Origin of the sequence: Streptococcus suis, from assembly GCF_024509555.1 — a bacterium.
In the GTDB taxonomy this organism is placed as follows: domain Bacteria; phylum Bacillota; class Bacilli; order Lactobacillales; family Streptococcaceae; genus Streptococcus; species Streptococcus suis_AD.
This window is the reverse complement of record NZ_JAMWEL010000028.1, coordinates 1-21,901: the sequence shown is the minus strand read 5'-3', so window position 1 is coordinate 21,901 and position 21,901 is coordinate 1. Positions and strand designations below refer to the sequence as shown.

The window sequence follows — 21,901 nt, the reverse complement described above, 5'->3', positions numbered from 1 at the left end:
GCACTTTTTACACTAAAATTTAGTCCAAAAGAAAACAATTTCCTTATTTTGACTATTGAACTCAAAATATTTTTCGTCAAATACCTTGATGAACTTGACAAATGGTAGAAAAAGAGTTCGTCTTCCCGCCCCCGCACAGTTGATTAGGTCAGATTTGGAGTGTAAAACACGAACAAATCTGCCAATCAACCACTGCGCTGAGATGTTTACACGACCCCTGAGAAGCGAGGTTGGGCTTTTTGCCCAGCCTCTTTGATGTTTGCCTTACGAGATGAATAGGAATGGCTATTCTCATCTATTCAGATTTGTGATAAAATTGACCTACTGAGATGAACTAGTAAGGAGATATTCATGGCGATCGAAGGAGTAGAGCAGGTGGCAGTATTAGAAATTGACAATCAGATTCGGCTTCGTAGATATGATGGGATTCATGATTTTGCTTTTGAATGGCACCAAGATCTAGAATTGGTCTGGCTGATTGATGGTGATCAAGAACGTTATAGTCTTGACTTGCTCAATCGTATGTATGATTATTTGTCTAAAAATGGCGAATGTTACTTTATTGAAATTTTTGAAGACGATCAGTTTATCCCAATTGGTGATGTGACTCTTTTTAAAGATGATTTTGCCATTGCCATTGGAGACAAGCGGTATTGGAAAAAGGGAATCGGGACTAAGGTGTTACATCGAATGATTGAGCGTGCAAGGGAAGTGGGTCTTGAGGAAATACTTGTAGAAGAAATATATGACTGGAATACGGGCTCCCGTAAACTATTTGAGAAATGTGGCTTTGAAGCTGTTGAAAAGACAAAGAAAGGTTGGTCCTATAAAAAGAATTTATAAAACATTGTGAGATGCAAAAAAAGCCTTTACTGTTAGTCAAAGGCTTTTTGCATATCTACACGTTCAATACTTTATCTAGGAAGTCTTTGAGACGTGGATGTTGTGGGTTGTCAAAGATTTGTTCAGGTGTGCCATCTTCAAGGAATTGACCACCATCCGTAAAGATAACACGGTTAGCAACCTTGCGGGCAAAGCCCATCTCGTGTGTGACGATTAACATGGTCATACCTTGCTCGGCCAAGTCTTTCATAACGTTGAGTACATCGCCAACCATTTCAGGGTCAAGGGCAGAAGTTGGTTCGTCAAAGAGCATGATGTCTGGATTCATTGCCAGCGCACGAGCGATAGCAACACGTTGCTTTTGACCACCAGACAGGCTATCTGGCATAGCATCACGTTTATCAGCTAATCCAACTTTTTCCAACAACTCCATACCAACTTTTTCAGCTTCAGACTTGTCCATCAATTTGTGTTCGATTGGCGCAAATGTGATATTGTCAAGTACAGACATATGAGGGAAGAGATTGAAGTGTTGGAATACCATGCCGACATTGGCACGGAAGGCATCGACGTCTGTCTTGGGATCTGTCAAATCATATCCATCTACCGTTACCTGACCACTTGTAATAGTCTCTAACAAGTTCATAGTACGAAGGAAGGTTGATTTTCCTGAACCAGAAGGACCGATGATACACACAACATCGCCTTCATAGAATTTAGCGGTAATGCCTTTCAATACTTCGTTTTTTCCATAATACTTGTGCAAGTCATGGACGTTAATTTTCAATTGAGCCATTATTTGCCTCCTTTTTCAAGATTACGAGCCAAGCGCGTCAAGAGAGTGATAACTACCAAGTAGATAATGGCAAGGATTGCGTACATACGGAAGGACTGATAGTTACGAGCGATAATAATTTTACCTGCTTGGAAGAGCTCCACCAAACCAATCGCAGAGATGATAGTTGTATCTTTCAAAGTGATAACGAATTGGTTAATGAAGTTTGGCAACATGATTTTACCAGCCTGTGGCAAGATAATCTTGCGCATGGTTGTACCGTAGGAAATACCCAAACTGCGTGAGGCTTCCATTTGACCAGCAGGAACGGCTTGAATACCACCTCGAACAATCTCAGCGATATAAGCACCAGAGTTGAGGGACAGGGCAATGGTACCAGCGACGAAGTCGTTGATTGGAGATTGCTGACCTGTGATAGATTCGATTAAGTTAGGAATACCCCAGAAGATGAAGGCAGCTACAATCATCAAAGGAATACCACGAACCACATCAACAAACACAGATGCAGTCACACGGAGAGCTTTTACTGGGCTGACTGCAAACATACCGAAGATAATACCAATAACAATGGCAATCGCGAAAGATAGAAGTGCAAGTCCGATTGTAATGCCAAGACCAGAGAGCAATTGACCGTAGTTGTTTTTCAAGAGTCCGATAATCGTAGTCTCATCTACTGTAGAAGTTGTTGTTGAAGTTTCAGAAGTTTCTGATTCATTGAAGTATTTGTTAAGGATTTCGTCATATTCTCCTGATTCTACAAGTGCAGCTAAGCCATTGTTGAACATTTCAATCAATTCAGGATTTGTACCTTTTTTAACTGCAAATCCATATTCACCAGATTTTTCTCCTGGGATTGGAGTTACGAAGTCGCGACCTTGTTGGATAGCATATAAAAGAACAGCTTCGTCATCCATTAATGCATCAATTGAACCAGAGTTCAAACTATCATACATACCTGAAGCTTCGTCAAAAGCTTTTAATGTATAACCGTACTTATCTTTATTGCTTTCTAAGAACGTATAAGATGCAGTACCGTTTTTAGCACCTACTGTTTTGCCCTTCAAATCTTCATATGAAGAAATGTCGCTACCATTTTTAACAGCAAGCAAGATATTTGATGAATAATAGGCATCTGAGAAATCAAAAATCTCTTTACGAGCATCGGTGATAGACATACCTGCGATAACCGCATCGGCTTGTCCAGCCTGAACAGCGTTTAATGCAGCATCAAAGCCAGGGTTTTGGATGGTAATCGTAAAGCCTTGGTTTTCAGCGATAGCCTTAATCAATTCCATGTCAATGCCGACATAGTTGCCGTTTTCATCTTGGTATTCAAATGGGGCAAATGAAGAATCCGCAACGATTGTATAGATTGCTTTTACAGGTGTTGCTTTTGTAGTGGCACTACCAGTCAAGCTAAGGCGTGAAGAGTAGTCAGTTGTTTCAGCAGAAGCGGTAGATGAACCTAACCATTTTGCCATGATTTGATCATAGGTCCCGTCTTCCTTCATGGCAGCAAGAGCTTTGTTGAAATCTTCAACTAGATATTCGTATTGGCTACCTTTTTTTACTGAGAAACCAAATGAACCAATGGCTTCACCAGCGATGTCAATGCTAAGGTCTTGACCTTGTTGAATAGCATATTGAATAACAGCTTCATCATCCATGACTGCATCGACAGCACCAGCAGAAAGGCTATTATACATCAAATCGCCTGTATCAAAAGTTTTAATACTAAAGCCGTATTTGTCTTTGTTTTCTTCAAGAAAGGCTTGGGCAGCAGTTCCGTTTTTAACTCCGACAGTTTTACCTTTTAAGTCTTCGTATAAAGAAATGGTATTTGACTTTGTTGTAGCGACTACAATTTTTGTGTCAAAATATGGGTCAGAGAAGGTAAAGACTTTCTTACGAGCCTCAGTAATGGTTGTACCTGCCATCAAAGCATCTGCAGAACCTGACTGAACAGCATTGACAGCGGCATCAAAACCAGGGAAGGATTGGTTTACATTCCAACCAGAACGCTTGATGACTTCATTGATGATATCAACATCTAAACCTTTATAAACTTGGTCTGAGTCTTTAAACTCAAATGGTGCATAGGCATTGTCGAATACGATATCAATCGTATCATCGGCCTTGACACCAGTAAAAATAAAGAATACTGACAATAAGCTTGTCAATAACATGAGTAGTTTTTTCTTCATTTTCATACTCCTTCTATTAAAAATAACTTTCCCAGTATACCATAAATTGCAAATTAATGCAAAATAGAGCAAGTGGCAATGTTAGGTTTTGTGACATGTCAAGTCATTAAATTATTAGAAAATTTAATATTCTTAACAATTTTGTAATTCATATTGAATATTTTTCCATCAATATGAATTATGATAAAATAGAACTATGATCAATCGAAATACTGAAAACCAATTTAAATTAGTGTCCAAATATTCACCGTCTGGTGACCAGCCCCAAGCCATTGAAACCTTGGTTGATAACATCGAAGGGGGCGAAAAAGCCCAGATTCTCATGGGGGCGACGGGTACTGGTAAAACCTACACCATGAGTCAGGTCATTGCCCGTGTCAATAAGCCCACTCTGGTTATCGCCCACAACAAGACCCTAGCTGGTCAGCTCTACAGTGAGTTCAAGGAATTCTTCCCAGAAAATGCGGTCGAATACTTCGTATCTTACTACGATTACTACCAGCCAGAAGCCTATGTTCCGTCCAGCGACACCTATATCGAAAAGGATAGTTCGGTCAATGATGAGATTGACAAGCTCCGTCACTCAGCGACCTCAGCCCTGCTGGAGCGAAACGATGTTATTGTTGTAGCTTCGGTTTCCTGTATCTACGGTTTGGGTTCGCCCAAGGAATATTCTGACAGCGTGGTCAGCCTGCGACCAGGTCAGGAGATTTCCCGTGATCAGTTGCTCAATGCCTTGGTGGATATCCAGTTTGAGCGGAACGACATCGACTTCCAACGGGGACGCTTCCGTGTACGTGGCGATGTGGTGGAGATTTTCCCAGCTTCCCGTGACGAACATGCCTTTCGTGTGGAGTTTTTCGGGGATGAAATCGACCGCATTCGTGAGATTGAAAGCCTGACAGGCAAGGTTTTGGGCGATGTGGATCACTTGGCCATTTTCCCTGCCACCCACTTCGTGACCAACGATGACCACATGGAAACGGCCATTGCCAAGATTCAGGCGGAACTAGAAGAGCAGCTCAAGGTCTTTGAAACAGAAGGAAAACTCCTAGAAGCTCAGCGATTGAAACAACGAACCGACTACGACATCGAGATGCTTCGGGAAATGGGTTACACCAACGGAGTTGAGAACTATTCACGACACATGGACGGGCGAAGCGAGGGCGAGCCCCCCTACACCCTGCTGGACTTTTTCCCTGAAGACTACCTGATTATGATTGACGAGAGCCACATGACTATGGGGCAGATTAAGGGCATGTACAATGGTGACCGCTCACGCAAGGAGATGTTGGTCAACTATGGTTTCCGTCTCCCGAGTGCACTGGACAACCGTCCGCTGCGCAGGGAAGAATTTGAGAGCCATGTCCACCAGATTGTCTATGTCTCTGCGACGCCGGGTGACTATGAAATGGAGCAGACAGAGACCGTTGTCGAGCAGATTATTCGGCCGACAGGGCTTTTGGATCCAGAAGTGGAAGTCCGTCCAACCATGGGCCAAATGGACGACCTCTTGGGCGAAATCAATACCCGAGTTGACAAAGGCGAGCGAACCTTTATCACTACCCTGACCAAGAAAATGGCAGAGGACTTGACTGACTACCTGAAAGAAATGGGCGTCAAGGTCAAGTATATGCACTCGGACATCAAGACCTTGGAGCGGACAGAGATTATTCGCGATTTGCGTTTGGGTGTCTTTGATGTCTTGATAGGGATTAACCTCTTGCGTGAAGGGATTGACGTGCCAGAAGTTAGTCTGGTCGCTATCTTAGACGCGGATAAGGAAGGTTTCCTTCGTAATGAGCGTGGACTAATCCAGACAATCGGTCGTGCGGCCCGTAACTCTGAGGGGCATGTGATTATGTATGCGGACAAGGTCACCGAATCTATGCGGAAGGCCATGGACGAAACAGCCCGCCGCCGTCAAATCCAGTTGGCTTATAATGAAGAGCATGGAATCATTCCACAGACTATTAAGAAGGAAATCCGTGACCTGATTAGCGTAACCAAGGCTGTTACTCAGGATAAGGAAGAAGTGGTGGACTTCAACGCTCTTAATAAAGATGAACGCAAGGCTATGATTAAGAAACTGGAAGGTCAAATGCAGGAAGCTGCAGAAGTGCTTGACTTTGAACTGGCAGCTCAGATTCGCGACATGGTCATCGAGTTGAAGAATATGTAAGTATGAAATTTGCGATTTGGACTAAAATTCCAAATCGTTTTTTTGTTTGAATTCACTATTATAACTTTTATATCAAAACAGGTAGTGTAAATGAATGAAATTGTCTTTATCATTGTCTTTCAGAAAAGGAACAGAAGTGAAGATTTCTAAATACAGCCTAGTTGCTCTACTGATGGAAATGAAATTTGAATTGCATGTCATTTTCACTTAGTTTGGGAAGTCAAAAGGCGCAATGTGGCAACGCTAAATCCTATCACTATAAAATTCGTAATCAAATAGACCGTATTCGTTTGTCATATTACTATCCTGATAAAACATAGTAAAGATTTTTGTGTAAAAAACGAACAATTTTCAAGGATAATTCTAAATATTTTCAGATTATTGACTGAAAACATGAATGTTGCATTGAAAAAAGTTGATATATTATCTTTTACTTACGAACAATTTCAGAAAACTTAAACTAAATCTTTGCAAGGTGTATCTATTCATTATATAATGAAATTACTAATTAGGGGGTTAGTGAAAATGAAAAAGAATATTAATGAAAAGCAACAACGTTTTTCATTTCGTAAACTATCTGTAGGACTTGTCTCTGCTACTGTTGCAAGTCTATTTTTTATGACATCAATTGCAACAGCTCAAGGAGTTGGGGCTCAGTCTATTCAGTTGACCTATGTCACAGAACAAGAATTAACGGATCAAGAAAAAAACGCAATTGTTTACGATGTACCAGGTAAAGTAGAGAAAACGGATGCCACCTATTATTTGGTATATAAACCTGTTTTGCCATCAACGATTTGGCAAACAGAGGACGATTCGATAGCTTCATCGGGTCTTATTGAAACTAATCAGTCTATTATTACTCCATTAGTTCAAAAAAGCGTCGAGAAGGCACAAGCTAGTCCGCATAGCTTACCCAAAACAGGTGTATTTGATAACCTACTGTTAGGAATGGCCGGTATTTTCACACTTGTCCTTGCAGTTAAAGTTAGTAAAAAAGGTAAGAAGGAATTGGCAAGTGTTATCTTGCTAACAGCGACGGGCGCAAGCTTTCTAGCTCCAACTAGTCATGCTATTTCTAGTCAAATATTAGCGAAATTTAACCATGCCATTGAAATCGCTGAAGGTCAATCCTTGCCTGTACCAAATGATATTGAAGGGTATGTTTATGTAGGTTACTTAAAGGAAAGTAAGGAAGAGGTTGACCAAACTGCTGAGGTGCCTGTAATCACAGAGAAACCTGACACTGCTCCTACCCATTCATTGCCTGAAGCAAAAATTAGTGAGAAGTTTGTAACGGAAAATGAAGATATTCCATTTGAAAAAGTCACAATATATTCAAGTGCATTGATGGCTGGTGAGCAAAAAGTTACACAAGTTGGTCAGGTAGGAAAGCAAGCAATTGAATCAAAGCAAACTTACGTTAATGGTCAATTAGTTAAGACGGAGAAACTGTCAGCGAAAGTTGTTAGTGAGCCTGTTGAAGAAATCACAATGATTGGTACAAAAGATTCAGACATGAATTTGTCCAATTCAATCGATTTGCCGACTCTACCAATTGAAACCAAAAATATTACTAAAACAAAGGATATTCCATTCGAAACCCATGAAATCGAGAATGCTGCCCTGGTTGAGGGAGAAACTCGTGTCGCCCAAGAAGGCGCAAATGGCATTCAAACCATTACGATCCAGCAAACGATTGTGGATGGGCAAGTTTTGAAGGAAGAAGAAATTTCTTCTGAGATAACAAAAGCTGCAATTCCAAGAGTTATTGAAATTGGAACAAAAAAATCTGACGAAACGCTTGTGACAGAAGTACCTGATTCGGCTCCGACACATCAAGTGCCTTCTATCGAGATTTCAGAAGAAATCGCCAGTCATGTGGAGAGTATTCCATTTGAAACTCAGGAAGTTTATGATGCAAACTTAGCAGAAGGTGTTAGACAGACTGTACAAATTGGACAGGCTGGCCAAAGAGTGATAGAAAGCAAGCTTACTTATGCAGGAGGCATTCTACTAAAATCAGAAATTGTTTCCGAGTCTGTACAAGCTGCAATTCCCCAAATTATACATATTGGTACAAAACCGGCTAGTCCAATGCCAGAACCAGAACCTATTCCGGAACCAGTTCCTCAACCAGAAAATACCGATGAAAGTGAGTCTTCGACTGAAATTGTTACGGAAGTACCAAACACGGCTCCAACTGTTGAATTACCAACCGTACAATTAACAGAAGAAGTTGTGACGAACTCTGAAGCGATTCCATTTGCGACACAAGAAGTGGCTGATCCGAATTTGGCAGTTGGAACTAGACAAGTTAGGCAAATTGGTCAAGCAGGGAGTCGTACTATTCAGACCAAATTGATCTATGCTGATGGGGTCTTGATTCAATCAGAGCTGTTGTCCGATATAGTGAATGAGCCAGTTGCTGAAATAGTTGGTGTGGGGTCGAAATCACCAGACCAGATAACAAATGAAGTGGAACAAACGGTTGTTTCTGTTCCATATGAAACCAAGTATATCGAAGATCCGAGTCTCCCTCTTGGACAAGAACAAGTTCAATCTCAAGGGGTCGAGGGTCAAAAAACGGTCACTACTACCTATACACTCATAAACGGTGTCCGTCAGGCCAATCCAACGGTATCAGAAGAAATTACCAAGCAGCCGATTTCACAAATTGTAGCTCGTGGTACTAAAGTTATTGAAGAAAAGACAGATACTGAGACAAGAACGGAAGAGATTCCTTATGATATTGTAGTGAGAGAAACGGATAGTTTGTATCTTGGTGAGGAACAAGTGCGAGTTGAAGGTAAAGTTGGCTCCAAGGAAATCACAACAACCTATCAAACTATCGAGGGCGTCCGCCAACCTAATCCAATTGTCACAGAGAGAGTTTTGACAGAGCCAGTTGCCAAACAAGTTCTTAAGGGTACAAAACCAGTTGAGGGGACTGAAGTTGACAAGCGCACGGAAGAAATCGCCTTCGAAACAAAGGAAATTCCAAGTGCTGATCTTTATGTTGGCGAAGAACGAGTTCAAGTAGAAGGTAAAGTCGGTTCGAAGGAAATCACAACAACTTATCAAACTATCAAGGGTGTCCGCCAACCTAATCCAACTGTCACAGAAAAGGTTTTGACAGAGCCAGTTGCCAAACAGCTTCTCAAAGGCACCAAGCCAGTGGAGGGTACTGAAGTTGACAAGCGCACGGAGGAAATCGCCTTCGAAACTCAGGAAATTCCAAGTGCTGACCTTTACGTCGGTGAAGAACGAGTTCAAGTAGAGGGCAAAGTCGGCTCCAAGGAAATTACAACAACCTATCAAACTATCAAGGGCGTCCGCCAATCGAACCCAACTGTTACTGAAAAAGTTCTAACAGAACCAGTATCCAAACAAGTTCTCAAGGGTACCAAACCAGTTGAGGGTACCGAAGTTGACAAGCGTAGGGAAGAAATAGCCTTTGAAACAAAGGAAATTCCAAGCGCTGATCTTTACGTTGGTGAAGAACGAGTTCAAGTAGAAGGTAAAGTCGGCTCCAAGGAAATTACAACAACCTATCAAACCATCAAGGGCGTTCGCCAACCGAATCCAACTGTTACTGAAAAAGTTCTAACAGAACCAGTATCCAAACAAGTTCTCAAGGGTACCAAGCCAGTTGAGAGTACCGAAGTTGACAAACGTACGGAAGAAATCGCCTTTGAAACAAAGGAAATTCCAAGTGCTGACCTTTATGTTGGCGAAGAACGTGTTCAAGTAGAGGGCAAATTAGGCTCCAAGGAAATTACAACGACTTACCAGACTATCAAGGGCGTTCGCCAACCTAATCCAACTGTCACAGAGAAAGTTTTGACAGAGCCAGTATCCAAACAAGTTCTCAAAGGGACCAAGCCAGTTGAAGGTACCGAAGTTGACAAGCGTAGGGAAGAAATTGCCTTTGAAACCAAGGAGATCCCAAGTGCTGATCTTTATGTTGGCGAAGAACGTGTTCAGGTAGAAGGTAAAGTTGGCTCCAAAGAAATCACAACAACCTATCAAACTATCAAGGGCGTTCGCCAACCGAATCCAACAGTCACAGAAAAAGTTTTGACAGAACCAGTATCCAAACAAGTTCTCAAGGGCACTAAACCAGTTGAAGGAACAGATGTAGTGGTGCGTAGAGTTGTAGTTCCGTATGAAACCAAGCGTATTGATACCAACGAACTCTATTCTGGTGAAGTAAAAATTGTTGAACAAGGAAAGTTTGGATCGAAAGAAATCATCACGACCTATCAAACAATCAAGGGTATCCGCCAACCGAATCCAACAGTCACCGAAAAAATCTTGGTTGAGCCAATCGCTAGAGAAATTCTTCGTGGCACCAAGCCTGTTACAGCGATTGAAAAGGATGTTAAAACGGAAGTATTACCTTTTGAAACAAAGTATATCGATGATCCAACCATGTTAGAAGGTAAAACTGTTGTTGATAAAGAGGGGAAAGATGGATTAAAAACTATCACCACCATCTATCAAACCATTCGAGGTGTTCGTCAAAATCCACCGCTTTCTATTGAAGAGCTAGTAGATCATCCAGAAGACAAGGTTGTTCGCCGAGGTACAAAAGTCGAGAAAATTCCAACAGTAACAATCATAGGCCTAGATAAAAATGAAGACAATAGGTCAGCGACAGCGAGTTATAAACTAGACAATCCAACGGATAATTACCTACGTGCAATTGCTCTGTTGTACAAGGGAGATCAACTGGTAGAAGAAAAAGAAATCACAGATGCAAATGGAAATATGGAATTTACAAATCTTGATTTCTATACAGATTACACCTTAAAAACAAAAGTCTTCTACACTTTGGATAGCGTTGAGCATAATGCCATCCAAGAAAGCTTGCGTGAATTTGATCTGGTTTATAAGAAAATTGAAGTGAAGGATATTGACGCCGTAACGGTCTACCGTCGTAAAAATGGGGAATATACTTCTGCTTATATACTTGATGAAGAGCCAACCAACCCTGATGATTTATTTGTAAAAGTTACTTCTGATCGATTTAAGGATATCTATCTTCCGATTTCATCAGTTAGGGAAACGACCAAGGACGGACAGCCAGTTTATGAATTAACTAGCACTTTCGATCAATTAGTTGAAGATAATGGAACCGGATTCAATCAACAGAAAGTCTTTTATATACCTAAAGTGACCAAGGAAAATGGAGTCTATACTGATTTTACTTCACTATTGGATGCTATGAAGGCTAACCCGACAGGAACCTTTAAACTCGGTGCTAATCTCTATGCTGATGAAGTTCAGGTAGGGGATGTGAAAGCTTATATGACCGATACCTTCCAAGGGACTTTGCTTGGTGAATCAAATGGAAATAAATATGCTATCCATAACTTGAAAGCGCCACTCTTTGCAAAGATTGGACATGCGACCATCTCTGGCATTGATCTAAAAAATGTTCAAATTAGTTCTGCCTTGCATCGCGATTTAGGAAGTTTGGCAAATGAAACAGCCTATTCAACTATTTCGGATGTAGCAGTTCAAGGAAATCTAAGAGCTCAACGGAATCTCGGAGGGATTGTCTACAAACTGGATTACCAATCACGTTTGTCAAATGCAAGTTTCCAGGGTAAATTAGATTCTTATGGAAGAGGTGAGTCATACGTAGGCGGTATTGTCGGTATGAACCCTGGTTCATATATCACAGATGTTAAAGCAGATGTGAACATCTCTATTCTTGGTGAAAACAATCAGGCAGCAGGTGCAATTGCTGGTCGTGTGACAGGTTGGCAAAGTGGAAATGAAATCAACCTTAAAAATGCCTATGCAACTGGTAGTGTTACCAACCTTGGTACAAGCCAAAAAGTTGGTGGCATGGTCGGAACCAATGATAGGGGTTGGAATTATGGTAGCTTTGACAATCTGGTCAGTCAAGTTCAGGTGACAGGCGGTCAACCAGTTATTGGTCAAGTCTTTGACGCTGAGACTAAGTTAAGCAATGCTTTTTCAACTATCGCAGGTGAAAATAATACTCAGATAACTGCTCAACAAGCAGAAAGTAAATTGTCAAATATGGCAATCACTGCTAAACTGACTGACTCTGATTACAAAGACTTGAATGCATACTCAGTTGATTACAGGAATGTAACTGATGCAAAAGCGGACCATACTGTGGCATACTTAAACATGGAGAAGATCTTACCATTCTACAACAAGGAATTGCTTGTTTATTATGGAAATAAGATTGCCACTACTGATAAGTTAAATCAAATTAAACTTGTTGATGTCGTTCCAATGAAGGATAATGCAGTAGTTGCTGATTTGATAGCAGATAAGGCGACTATCAACAAAATCATGTTGTATTTTGAAGATGGAACGGTTGACTACAAACCAGTTGCTTACGCTGAAGATTTCAAGAATAATCATATCATCGAATATGATATTGCAGGTATGCACATTCCGTATACTCCTGAAAGTTTTGTCAATCAAAATGATGCTATGGTAAACCGGCTTGTTACACTATTGTCTCCGATTACTTATGAATCAGAAGCATTGTTGAAACAGCTCAATCCACCTGCTCAGGCAGCGAATCAAACGACAAATGACATCAAGGATATGTACTTCAAGTCAAGTTTCAATCGCATTAAAGACAATCTTTCTGGCTATCTCCGTAAGGTTTTAACGGCTACAATGAATGGTCAAGGTCAGAGTGTTGAAACTTACTTCGAGAATAAGATTGCAAATAATAAAGAAGCATTCTTGCTAGGCTTGTCTTACCTAGACAGATGGTATGATATCAATTATGATACATTGAATACAAAAGATTTAACCTTGTTCAATATGGATTTCTTTGGAAATCATTCCGCTTCAACATTGGATGCCATTATTTCAATTGGTCAAGCTGGTTATGAAGCTTTAAGACCTAAAAATAATGTGGAACTCTATTCTTCCCATTTAGCAGAAATGACTGGAAAATCAACTGTATTTGACTTAGTTGAATCTTATCGTAAGGTATTTTCACCAAATAAAACGGATAATCAATGGTTCAAGGACAACACAAAAGCATACATTGTCGAGATGAAATCTCAAGTTCCAGAAGCATTGGAAAAACAAAATACAGCTACTAAACATAGTAAGTATGCTGTCGAGGTATATGACAAGATTACAAATCCGACTTGGAGATACCGTCAGATGCTCTTGCCTCTGTTAACTATGGAAAACGAAGATATTTATATTATTTCCAATATGAATACGATAGGCTTCGGTGCTTTTAGTCGATACAGAGATCTGATAAATCATCCAGAAAAACGGGAAGAAGTCATTGCAATCATTAATCAAGCAGCCATTTGGCAACGTGACCATACTGACTTCTGGTACAAAACATTAAATGATGAAAATAAAGACAAGATGTTTGGTGCCTACATGAACACAGATGGTTTTGGCTTGTTTGATGAAAACGGAACAAGAGTATGGCATAATTTGTCAAGCAGTAATGCAGCAATTCAAGATTTCTTTGGTCCGATTGCAAAATGGTATGGCAATAATGGAACGGCTGCCTATGCAAATGGGTCAGAAACCCACTTCGTAGCTTATTTGATGTTGGATAAGGGCGGAAGTTCTACTTATACGCATGAAATGGTTCATAACCTGGATTCTAATACATTCTTCTATGGATTTGGTAGGAGAACTGGACAAGGGCCAGAGCTCTACGCGCGTGGTTTCTTGCAAAACGTAAGTAATACTGAGGATAATATCATTGCTCTCAATACCTTGTATACTGAGTTGGATAAGAAAGATTCCCTCATTCGTGTTCATCCGTACAATCCAGTCGAACGCTTTAACAGTCAAGAAGATTTGAATACCTATGCACATCACATGTTTGATGCTATCTACATGCTGGATTATTTAGAAGGTAGTGTTGTTTTACAACAAGATGCCGCTGTCAAGAAAGCATGGTTTAGAAAGATTGAAAACTATTACGATGGTGTTCATGCTGGGAACCAAATTCGTCCATTGACTGATGAGGAAGTGGCTAATCTGGTAACTTTTGATGATTTAATTGATCAAAGCATCATGAACCGCAGACAGTATTCTGACAATGAGAAATTGGCTAGAAATGGCTACTATTATACATTCTTATTGTCACCAATCTATTCTGCTTTGGATAATCTGACTGGAGCACCTGGAGATTTGATGTTTAGACGCATGGCCTATGAACTCTTAGCCGCTAAAGGATATGATGAAGGATTCATTCCATACGTAAGCAATCAATTGAAGTCAGAATCACCAAATGGAATTGTTAATGATACAGTTGTACTACAACATGTCTTTGATAACAAATATGCAACTTGGTCTGAATTCAAGAAGGATATGTATAAAGAACGAATCGATCAATTGACAAAATTGAAGCCGATTACGATTGTGTATGAACTTGATAAGCCGAATTCAACGAATACAGTGACCATAAATTCTTATCAGGATTTGGAAAATCTGATGAAAGCTGCGGTTAAAGAGGATATGAAACGTTTAGATCAAGCGACTTCAAATGTGAATACAAGTTGGGTTCATAGTCTGAAGAGAAAGGTCTATAGTGAACTCTTGCGTTCAACTGATGAATTCAGAAATTCAATTTTTAACCCGTAAAATATTAAAGGAGCCGAAAATTAGGCTCCTTTTATGGCTCTTTGTCAACTGTAGTGGGTAGACGAAAAGCTAACACCTAGAGAGGACGAACTTCGGAGCCCACTGAAAAAGTCATCGTATGATGGCTTTTTTTGCTATACTAAAGATGAGGTGATGGTATGCTTGATAATCAGTTGACTTTAGATGTCAATCCTTAGTATTTCAAAGCACCTGGATTTCTAAGTGTTTTTTTCATGCACAAAAACAGGAGGTAAACCATGAATAAACCTATCAAAAAGAATCGTGAACTTTAGGACCAAGTCAAAGAGCTTTAGTTTGTGCCTTATTTGTAATATTTCCCGAATGATACCAAATTAGCAAGATAAAACAGTTGTCTGAACAGCATTTTGTCGCTATAATGGATATTATTAAATAAGGAGATAAAGTTAAATTTATTTTGAAAATGAAAAAGTTTTTTGGTGAGAAACATGAGCGTTTTGCTTTTCGCAAACTTTCAGTAGGGCTTGTCTCTGCAACTGTTGCGAGTCTATTTTTTGCAGGTTCAATTGCTGCGGCTCCGTCTGTTAGTGCCCAGTCTATTAATTATACTTATGTAACTGAGCAAGAGTTGACAGATGCAGAAAAAGAATTGATTATTCGAGACCTGCCAGGTTTGGCTCAAGCAACGGATGCGAACTATTATTTGGTTTATCGTCCAGTAATGACGAGCCAGACAACTACAGGCACAAATTTAAAAATATTGCCTAAGACAGGTGTTTTAGAAACAGGTGCGATGGCTCTTGCAGGTCTATCTCTTCTAGTTGTAGCCGTTAAGTTGGGTAAAAAAGGTAAGAAAGAACTTGCGGGTGTCATCATTCTTGCAGCAACGGGAGCAAGTTTCTTGGCCCCAACTAGCTCAGCCTTGACTAGTCACATTTTGGCTCAATTCAACCATGCGGTGGAAAGATCAGCAGGTCAGGCCTTGCCAGCGCCAGCTGAAATCGACGGTTATGTCTATGTGGGCTATTTTAAAGATAGCAAGGCGGTAGAAGAGTTTCCAGCAGGAGAGGAAAAGCCGGTTGAACAGTTAGTAACTGAAGTTCCAGATTCAGCTCCTAGCCATCAAGTTCCGACTGCAGAAATTTCTGAAAAAACAGTAACGAAATCGGAAGTTATCGCGTTTGAAACTCAAACTGTAGAAAATCCAGATTTGGCTGAGGGAACAGAAAAAGTTGTTCAAGAAGGTCAAAATGGTGAGCGGACTATTACAATTAAACAAACAATTGTTGAAGGTCAGGTTCTTAAAGAAGAGGAAGTTTCGTCAGAAATTACTAAAACGGCTACTCCAAAAATCATTGAAATTGGAACCAAAAAGGCTGAAGACTCAGCAATCACAGTTGTTCCAGATACGGCACCGACCCATGAAATCCCTGCACTTGCGATTACTGAGGAAGTAACATCTCATACAGAATCTATTGCATTTGTATCAGAAGAAGTGTATGATGCAAGTTTGCCAGTAGGGACTAGACAGACAGTCCAAACTGGTCAACCTGGTCAAAAGACTATTGAAACCAAGAAGACTTTTGCTGATGGAGTACTGATTAAGTCAGAGGTTCTTTCTGAAACTGTTACTCAGTCACCAGTAAATCAAATCGTCAAAATTGGTACCAAGCCAGCAGAAGACTCAGCTATTACGGTTGTTCCAGATACGGCACCAACCCATGAAGTACCAGAACTTGTTTTGACAGAAGATACAACGTCAAATACGGAGTCGATTCCCTTTGAAAGTCAGGTAATCTATGATGATACCTTGGCGGAGGGGACTCGAAATGTAGATCAAGTTGGTAAAGCCGGAGTTCAGACGACTGTTATCAAGAATTTCTATGCTGATGGTGTTTTGATTAAATCTGAGCAAGTTTCAAGCTCTGTAACAAGTTCGCCAGTGACTGAAATCGTACGTGTTGGTACAAAGAAAGCTGACACGGTGACAACTGAGACTGAAACATCAACTAAAGTGATTCCGTTTGAGGTTAGCTACCAAGATGATGCGACTTTGCCAGTAGGTGAAGAAAAAATCATTACTGCAGGTCAAAACGGTCAAGCAACGATTACAACAACTTACACCCTTATTAATGGCGTTCGCCAACCAAATCCTACAGTCACTGAAAATGTAACGACTCAGCCAGTGACTCAAGTAGTTGCACGTGGTACGAAAGCTGTTACTCCAACTCCAGTTGAGGGAACAGAGGTTGTAAAAGAAACGGTTGACATCCCATTTGAAACCAAGACAACAGATTCATCTGACCTCTATGTTGGCGAAGAAAAGGTTGTTACCGAAGGTAAAAATGGTAGCAAAGACATCACAACAACCTATGTAACAATCGACGGTGTTCGCCAGCCAAATCCAACTGTGACAGAAAAAGTTACAGAAGAGCCAACGACTAAGGAAGTTCTCAAAGGTACAAAACCAATCGAAGGAACAGATTCAGTCACCGAAACCGTTGAAGTTCCATTTGAAACCAAGGTTACGGAATCTGCTGATTTGTATACCGATGAAGAACAAGTCGTTGTTGAAGGTAAGGCAGGAACGAAAGAAATTACCACCACCTACCAAACTATCAAAGGCGTTCGCCAGCCAAATCCAACTGTGACAGAAAAAGTTACAGAAGAGCCAACGACTAAGGAAGTTCTCAAAGGTACAAAACCAATCGAAGGAACAGAGTCAGTACCAGAAACAGTTGAAATACCATTTGAGACAGAATACGTAGACGATCCAACACTCTTAGTTGGTAAGACAAAGGTTGTGACTACCGGAGTAAATGGTTCTAAGACAGTAACGACCACTTACCAGACCATCAAGGGCGTTCGTCAGGAAAATCCGACAGTTACCGAAGAAATTACCAAACAACCGGTAAATGAAGTGATTGCGCGTGGTACAAAAGTTGAGAAAGTACCACAAGTAATTATCACTGATTTGGTAGAAAATGATGATGCAAAATCAGCAACAGTCAGCTACAAGTTGACAGATGAAACATCTAATTTCCTCAGAGCAGTTGCACTCTTATATGACAATACAGGTGCTTTGATTAAAGAGCAAGCTATTGACAATCCAAATGGTCAGATTACCCTAGAAAATCTCGACTTCTACACAGACTATACTGTGAAGACCAAGATATTCTATACCCTAGATGAACAAGAACAAAGTTCGGAGCAAGAAGCCATTATTGAAAGCATGCGAAAATTTGATTTGGTCTACAAAAAGATTGAAGTCAAAGATATTGATGCAGTGACTGTATACCGTCGCAAAAATGGTAGCTACATCGGCCAAGAATTCTTAGAAGAACTACCAACATCTACTGATGAATTATTCATAAAAGTAACCTCAGATCGCTTCAAAGAAGTCTATCTTCCAGTTTCTAGCGTTGAAGAAACTACCTTGAATGGCAAAACAGTCTTTAAGTTGGTTTCATCATTTAATGAATTGGTGCAAGATAAGGATGCCCAATACGTTGCCAACCGTGAATTCTACATTCCTAAGATGGTGACTGATGCTAATACCTACACATCCTTCAAAACTTTGCTCGACGCTATGAAAGCAAATCCAAGTGGCACTTTCAAATTAGGTGCACATTTGGACGCAAGTGAAGTCCCTGTTGGAGATATTCCATCTTATGTGACTGGATTTAGTGGTACTTTGGATGGAGTAAATGACGGTTACGCCTTCTCAATCAGCAACTTGAAGGCACCATTGTTCTTTAATCTTAGTGGTAAGGTTCAAAACTTGGATATCAAGAATGCCAGTCTAAATACAACATCTAAGAACCCACTTGCTACAATTGCGATTAATGCCAACAATGCAACTATCACGAACGTAGCAGTAGAAGCGTCACTTAAAGGACCGCAAAACGTATCTGGTTTAGTTCAATCTGCAACAAATGCTACTATTAAAGATGTATCCTTCAAGGGTAGTATCGAAGTAACCGGAACCGATGCAAGTCTAACTGGTGGTATCTTGGGTAACGGTACGATGGCAAGTGTTGGAAATGCCAAGGTTGATGCAACTATTACTCTCCCAGGTACAGAAAACCAAGTAGCTGGTGGTATCGTTGGTCGTACTATGCTTGTCTACGATGTACCAGGAAGTGTCTATAATTCTTACGCAACTGGTTCCATTGTGACGACAGAAACAGGTGGTATCGTCGGCGGTATTGCCGGTGCCAACCAGGTTACGGGTGCCCTTGCTCCATATAGCGGTAACGTTAACAATGTTATCAGCGATATGACTGGTACGACAAGCATTATCGGTCAACCAGCAAATCCAACTGGAAAGATTAAAGACGGTTTCACTACAACAACTGATAGTTTGACCAATGTTACTGTTATCTCTGATGAAGATGCACAAGCCAAAGTAGAAGCTATGGCTATTCAAGCGACAATTGATGATTCTGTTTCGCTTAATCTCAATCAATATTCAGTAGATTATCTAACCGTGGATAAGGCTCAGGCTGACCATGAAATCGCCTACTACAACATGGAGAAAATCCTTCCATTCTACAACAAGGAACTTCTTGTCTACTATGGAAATAAGATTGCGACAGACGATAAGCTAAATACCGTTCGCCTGCTTGATGTTGTACCAATGAAGGATAAGGATGTTGTTGCAGATGTCTACGCTGAGAAGGCCAATATCAATAAGATTATGCTTCATTATGCTGATGGCACTGTGGACTACAAGACAGTTTCTTATCTAGAAGACTTCAAGAACAATCACGTTGTTGAGTACACTATTTCAGGTACAGACTTGATTTACACGCCAGAATCATTCTTGAATGACAGAAGTGCCCTTGTTGCTGACTTGGTAAGTAGTTTGTCAACAGTAGTCCTTGATTCAGATGCTATGAAGGCGGTTATCAAATATCCAACGACCTTGAATGCCGATACTCAGACTGGTACAGCTAAAGATTTCTACTTTGGTGACAGCTATGACCAAGTGATGGCCAACCTAGAAAGCAACGTTCGTAAGATTTTAGTAGCTAGTCTAAATGGTCAAGGCAAGGCTTCTGAAGACTACATCAAAGAGAAAATCACCAACAACAAAGAAGCCTTTGTGCTCGGTTTGACCTACTTGAACCGTTGGTACGACATCAATTTCGGAGAGATGAACACCAAAGACTTGACCATCTTTGAACCGGATTTCTTCGGTAATGATGCAGCGTCTGCTCTTGATATGATTCTCGCAATTGGTAATGGTGGTTATGATGTCCTTCGTGCGCATAACAACGTAACAACCTTTGCGTCAATCATTGGCAAACAAAATAATCAGACCAAGCTTTTCGATATGCTGGAAGATTATCGTCAGCTCTTCTTGCCAGAAATGACCAACAATGAATGGTTCAAGCAAACAACCAAAGCTTATGTTGTTGAAGGTAAGTCCTTGATTCCAGAAGTAGCTGCTAAACAAGAAACGACAGATACATATAGCAAGTACAATGTGGGTGCCTACAGCAAGATTGTCAATGATACTGTATCCAACCCTACTTGGAAGTACAACCACATGCTCTTGCCACTTTTGACCTTGCCACAAGAAAATATCTTTATCATTACCAACATGAATACCATCGCGATTGGTTCATACGAGCACTATGTAGATGATTATTCGACAGTGGAAAATCGTGATAAGGTTCGTCAGATGGTTGATTTGGCTGCTGAACGCCAACGAGACAACGCGGACTTCTGGTACAAGATTTTGGATGAAACCAACCGTGACAAGCTCTTCAGATCTGTCCTAAATAACGAAGGTTACGTCATGTACGGTAAAGATGGCACGAAGTCTTATCGCAATTTGACAGCCGATGTTGATGCTATCCAAGATTTCTACGGTCCGATCAACAAGTGGTATCGTGAGCATCCATCTATTAAGACTGCCTATGCGGATGGAAGTGAAACCTACTATATCACTTACGATATGCTGACAGATTATGGCACAGCCCTTTATACCCACGAAATGGTCCACAACCAAGATGGTGATATTTATCTGAAAGGCTATGGTCGCCGTATTGGTCAAGGTAACGAACTCTACGCCCAAGGTCTTCTGCAAAACGTCTTCAATGTCACTGAGATGAACCTTGGATTCAACGCAGTCTATAATAGCGATGATGTCAACCGTGTCCATGTCGGAGACCCAGTTGCACGTTTCAACAGCGAAGATGATTTCAATGAGTACTACCATAACCAATTTGATGTGCTTTACTTGCTAGATTACCTAGAAGGTATCAACATTTTGAATCAATCGGATGCAGACAAGAAAGCATGGTTGCGTAAGATTGAAAACTATTACATTCAAAATAATGGTGCCAATACCCATGCTGGTAACTCAGCGCGTGCATTGACAGATGCCGAAGTTGCAAGTTTGAAGACCTTTAATGACTTGATTGACCAAGACATTATCGTTCAACGTCAGTATGTCAATAACACGACCAACACAAGCAAGAAGTGGGATCGAAATAGTTATGTCAGCGTACCAATGTTTGCTGCTAACTTCTCAGCCCTTTCTAACTCAAACGGTTCACCAGGGGATATTATGTTCCGCCGTATGGCTTATGAATTGATTGCTGATAAGGGTTACACAGATGGCTTTGTACCGTATACTTCAGGTCAACTATCAGATTATGCAATGTCTAAGGGTTCTATTATTTATGATACATGGAACAAGAAGGATACTGGTTTGATAACTGACGACCATGTACTTGAAAATATCTACCAAGGTCAATATGCTACATGGGCTGACTTCAAGAAAGCAATGTTTGCTGAACGTTTGGAAAAAGTAGCAGACGGCAAGCTCAAACCATTCACCATGCAATACGAATTAGGTGTTGCTGATTCAACCAAGGAAGTTACTGTTACTAGCTTTGAACAGTTGCAAAACTTGATGAAAGAAGCTATGGACGCAGATATCCAAGCTAACAGCCTCAACCTAAACAATAGTCGTGTTCATGCGCTCAAAGTAAAAGTTTATCAAGCCTTGATGAACTCTACAAATGATTTCAGAACATCGATTTTCAATTAAACTAAACGGAAAAGGAGTCAATGTAAGTTGGCTCCTTTATATCGCAAAACACAATATGTTAACATATCAATATATTTTGTAACCGCCCAATAACAAAGTATATTGAAAAGGCTCCAAAGTCCTATTGACTCTGGAACCTTTTTCTATTTACATGCTCTCTTAATTTTTTCCTTCCATGGCAAATAAGCCTCCAGCACCTCCTT

Annotated in this window: 6 protein-coding genes; 4 read left to right on the top strand and 2 right to left on the bottom strand. The window is 40.6% G+C overall.

Going from position 1 to position 21,901, the window contains the following annotated elements; translation table 11 throughout:
* The first annotated feature begins 351 nt into the window (after positions 1-351).
* Positions 352-843: a GNAT family N-acetyltransferase gene (locus tag NF418_RS09670; protein WP_256779462.1), complete on the top strand. Its 492-nt coding sequence runs from the start codon at positions 352-354 to the stop codon at positions 841-843.
* Positions 844-898: 55 nt separating this feature from the next.
* Here NF418_RS09670 and NF418_RS09665 read toward each other — a convergent pair whose 3' ends face one another.
* Entirely contained in the window at positions 899-1,639 is a 741-nt protein-coding gene (locus NF418_RS09665; RefSeq protein WP_172082213.1) for an amino acid ABC transporter ATP-binding protein, read from the bottom strand.
* Positions 1,639-3,843: an ABC transporter substrate-binding protein/permease gene (locus tag NF418_RS09660; RefSeq protein ID WP_256779461.1), complete on the bottom strand. Its 2,205-nt coding sequence runs from the start codon at positions 3,841-3,843 to the stop codon at positions 1,639-1,641. The genes NF418_RS09665 and NF418_RS09660 overlap by 1 nt, the downstream gene beginning before the upstream one ends.
* 196 nt (positions 3,844-4,039) lie before the next feature.
* Here NF418_RS09660 and uvrB point away from each other — a divergent pair, with 196 nt between their 5' ends.
* From uvrB to NF418_RS09645, 3 genes are all read left to right on the top strand, one after another.
* Positions 4,040-6,025: an excinuclease ABC subunit UvrB gene (uvrB, locus tag NF418_RS09655; RefSeq protein WP_256779460.1), complete on the top strand. Its 1,986-nt coding sequence runs from the start codon at positions 4,040-4,042 to the stop codon at positions 6,023-6,025.
* A 525-nt stretch (positions 6,026-6,550) separates the two neighbouring features.
* On the top strand, positions 6,551-14,653 hold the full coding sequence (locus NF418_RS09650) for a G5 domain-containing protein (protein ID WP_256779458.1): 8,103 nt from the start codon (positions 6,551-6,553) through the stop codon (positions 14,651-14,653).
* Positions 14,654-15,095: 442 nt separating this feature from the next.
* Entirely contained in the window at positions 15,096-21,698 is a 6,603-nt protein-coding gene (locus NF418_RS09645) for a ZmpA/ZmpB/ZmpC family metallo-endopeptidase (protein WP_256779457.1), read from the top strand.
* The last annotated feature ends 203 nt before the right edge of the window (positions 21,699-21,901 follow it).

Coding starts and splice junctions, on each gene's coding strand:
- uvrB (WP_256779460.1), top strand. CDS start 4,040: ATGATCAATCGAAATACTGAAAACCAATTTAAATTAGTGTCCAAATAT.
- NF418_RS09650 (WP_256779458.1), top strand. CDS start 6,551: ATGAAAAAGAATATTAATGAAAAGCAACAACGTTTTTCATTTCGTAAA.
- NF418_RS09670 (WP_256779462.1), top strand. CDS start 352: ATGGCGATCGAAGGAGTAGAGCAGGTGGCAGTATTAGAAATTGACAAT.
- NF418_RS09660 (WP_256779461.1), bottom strand. CDS start 3,843: ATGAAGAAAAAACTACTCATGTTATTGACAAGCTTATTGTCAGTATTC.
- NF418_RS09665 (WP_172082213.1), bottom strand. CDS start 1,639: ATGGCTCAATTGAAAATTAACGTCCATGACTTGCACAAGTATTATGGA.
- NF418_RS09645 (WP_256779457.1), top strand. CDS start 15,096: ATGAAAAAGTTTTTTGGTGAGAAACATGAGCGTTTTGCTTTTCGCAAA.